Source organism: Cytophaga sp., assembly GCF_051961495.1.
GTDB lineage: Bacteria > Bacteroidota > Bacteroidia > Cytophagales > Cytophagaceae > Cytophaga.
On the sequence record NZ_JBQCDF010000119.1, the window covers coordinates 1 to 3397 of the forward strand.

Below are 3397 nucleotides of genomic sequence, written 5' to 3' on the forward strand. Positions count from 1 at the left end.
CGTAAAGGCGGCTTAGGTGGGACAGATATTTATATGACCCGGATGAAAGATAACGGGGATTTTGGTCCTGCCATACTACTTGGCCCTGCTATCAATACTCCGTTAGACGAAGATGCACCTTTCATTCACCCGGATGGTAAAACTTTGTATTTCAGTTCCAAGGGCCATAAATCCATGGGCGGGTATGATATTTTCTATTGTACCATTGACCTTGAAACAGGCGAGATCATCACACAGCCCCAGAATATCGGTTACCCGATCAATACGGCAGATGATGACGTATTTTTCGTATGGTCAGCCGACGGAAAAAGAGCGTATTTCTCATCTGAAAGAGACGGTGGTTATGGAGACAAGGATATTTATGTACTAGAGCGTGAAGTGCCTAAAAAAGCTCCTACCGTTTTGTTTAAAGGACAGGTTGTAGCTTGTGAAGATAAACACCCGGTGACGGCAACGATCTTTGTTACAGACCTTACTACACAAAAAATTGTTGGGGTGTACAACTCGAACAGCTTTACAGGTAAATATACCGTTTCATTGCCTGCCGGTAAAAACTACGGTATTTCTGTAGAAGCAAGCGGTTATGTATTTGAATCGAAGAATATAAATTTCCCGGAACAGGAAGAATACCTGGAAATCGTGGATACCATTTGTATGAATAAATTCAAGGTAAATACGACCATGGTACTTAGAAATGTGTTTTTTGACGTAGACAAGGCTACATTAAGGCCTGAATCCGTGCAGGAACTGAACCGATTGGTTGAAACCATGAATAATAACCCGAACCTGAAGATTGAGCTTTCCGGTCATACGGATTCGGATGGTAATGATGACCACAATATGGTCCTGTCAGAGAACAGGGCTAAGGCTGTAGTCGATTACCTGGTTAAAAAAGGCATTAAGGCAGATAGGCTGACTTCAAAAGGGTATGGAGAAACCAAACCGATTGAACCGAATGATACGCCGGAACATAAACAATTAAACAGAAGGACCGAAGTGAAAGTAATCAGTAACTAGTTGCCGGATCCTATAAAAATAAAATCCCCCGCTCGTAAGCTGAGCGGGGGATTTTATTTTTATAGGATCCGGCAATTTAAATTATGAGTTATCATTTATTAGCAATTGAATAATTCATAATTTAATAAAACGTTTCCGGAGCTTTAGGCTCTTTTTTCTTCTTTCTGCGCTCATATTCCTGCTGATTATTATGGCGGGAAGGCTGGTAGTTTTCCAGTTCTTTACGCTTCGTTCCATTTTTCTTGTAATGGTTTTTTAATTCTTCTTCACTCTCAGGATTATACAGAAAATCACTGTTTTCCAACGTTGGATTCTGGTTTTTATGCTTAACAACCTTAAGTTTTTTATGCGCTTTATAGGACTTTAGTGAATGCTTGTGGCCCGATTTACAGGCATTCAGAAAAAACAGTAACGACAAAAATAAAATGCTGGATCTTAACATGTTAAACAATCTAGGGGTGAAAGTTAAGTGTTTTTATTGCGGATTAAAGGACTCAAATGTATTGTCGGAATAAAAAAAGACAATTTTTACGACTTTTTTATCATTTTGACCGGATTTTTCTATTTGATTCACTACTTGGTTGGCTTGGGTGACAGCAGCTGGCTGAGCAACTTGTGCCGGCTGAGTTATTGGCTGAATGTGTACTGTTTCCTGTGCTGAAGCCGGAATAACAGGTGGGGAAGCAAGCGGTTGCTGGATAACCTGGTTTGGAGCCTGCGTAGAAACAGGTTCCTCTTTAGTGACCGGCTGTACAGGCGTAGGTTCAATATAAATAGCTCCAGGCTGTTGTACAGGAGTTACTTTTACAGGCTCTTCCAACATTTCAACCTCCGGAAAGGATTGTTTTATAGCTGTTTGTTCGTTTACAGCTATATCTGCCGACGATCTGAATTTTTCTGCTGGAATTGGCTCTACAGGAGCTACATCTCCTTTAATATCAAATAAATCTAATTGCTTCATAGGTCCGGTTCCCATAATAAGCCAGGAAGGGTTGATGTCTGAAAAATTGTTTAAAATCTTTTGAATGAAATCCAGGCTGGGTTTATTCCGCCCGGAAACCAAATGTGACATACTGGAGCGCTGTACGTCTATTTTATCCGCAAATTCTGAGGCTGTAAGCCCATAATCCTTTATTAGTACAAGGACTCGCTCTACAATCGATTCTTCCATGTTGTAAACTCTATTTACAAATGTAATACTTTTAAAGATTACTTTTGTAACTTTAATTAATTATATTTAAATATCTGATAAACAAATATATAGAGTATTTGTTTACAATTGTAATTACATATGTAAACAAATATACATTTGTAAATTACAATTGTAAAATATGCTCATAAAATGCTGAAAAGTAAGTTTTATTTGAAAATCAGTGTAAGTTTTATGGCGCTTTTTAGGGGTATATAAATTAAAAAAAGTCGGGTATTTATTTATATAATATTCTTTCTGATAATTAGTAAAGCTTCTTTATATAAAGTAGTAAGTGAAATAAATCAAAGGAAGATGGTGCAATAATAAAGCATTCTGATTAATCTATTTGGTTCCAGTTACAAGATGAATTTTAGTTCAAAGGAATTTCCTGATTCGGGCTGCTCAGGTACTATTATATTATCGACGTACCAAAACAAAAAAGCCCCGAAGATTTCTCTCCGGGGCTTTTGGTCTTGTGTATGTTTGCTTAAGCAGCTTTCAGTTTTCTGAATTTAGAACGTTCAATTTTTTCCTTCGCATAGTCGTAACTGATTACGAAGACTTTTTCCTTGTTTTTTAGGGACGGCATTTCAAACATAGCGTCAGTCATGATAGCTTCACAGATGGAACGTAAACCTCTGGCTCCTAATTTAAAAGCTAAAGCTTTCTGTACTATAAAATCTAAAGCGTCCTTGTCAAATACCAGTTCGATCTCTTCCATTGCAAATAGTTTTTTATACTGCTTTACAATGGCATTTTTAGGAATTGTAAGGATTTCGAGCAGCATTTCAGCATTCAATGGATCCAGGTAAGTAACCAATGGTAAACGACCGATTAATTCCGGAATTAAACCAAAAGTCTTTAAATCCAAGGCAGTTACATATTGAAGGAGATTTTCTGTATCTACTTCATCATCCTCATTATCTTTGGTCTTGAAGCCAATAGGTTGAGTATTCAAACGATTGGCAATAATTCTGGATATACCGTCAAATGCACCTCCGCATATAAAAAGTATATTTTCGGTATTTATTGCAATCATCTTCTGGTCAGGGTGTTTTCTTCCGCCTTGTGGGGGAACATTCACAACACTTCCTTCCTGTAATTTTAATAATGCCTGCTGCACACCTTCACCGCTTACATCACGGGTAATGGATGGGTTATCGCTTTTGCGGGCAATTTTATCAATCT

Annotated in this window: 4 protein-coding genes; 1 reads left to right on the forward strand and 3 read right to left on the reverse strand. The window is 37.8% G+C overall.

What is annotated here, in order from left to right:
• The coding region (locus ACTHJT_RS05875) for an OmpA family protein (protein WP_440237070.1) at positions 1-1017 on the forward strand (1017 nt) is incomplete at its 5' end.
• A gap of 121 nt (positions 1018-1138) precedes the next feature.
• Here the strand turns inward: ACTHJT_RS05875 and ACTHJT_RS05880 are convergent.
• The 3 genes from ACTHJT_RS05880 to ACTHJT_RS05890 form a co-directional block, all read right to left on the reverse strand.
• On the reverse strand, positions 1139-1435 hold the full coding sequence (locus ACTHJT_RS05880; RefSeq protein WP_440237071.1) for a hypothetical protein: 297 nt from the start codon (positions 1433-1435) through the stop codon (positions 1139-1141).
• A 57-nt stretch (positions 1436-1492) separates the two neighbouring features.
• Positions 1493-2188: a helix-turn-helix domain-containing protein gene (locus ACTHJT_RS05885; RefSeq protein ID WP_440237072.1), complete on the reverse strand. Its 696-nt coding sequence runs from the start codon at positions 2186-2188 to the stop codon at positions 1493-1495.
• A gap of 508 nt (positions 2189-2696) precedes the next feature.
• A partial coding sequence (locus tag ACTHJT_RS05890; RefSeq protein WP_440237073.1) for an AAA family ATPase occupies positions 2697-3397 on the reverse strand: 701 nt, incomplete at its 5' end.

What these genes read in the sequence shown, in the direction of transcription:
- ACTHJT_RS05885 (WP_440237072.1), bottom strand. Translation starts at nt 2,188, where the DNA reads ATGGAAGAATCGATTGTAGAGCGAGTCCTTGTACTAATAAAGGATTAT.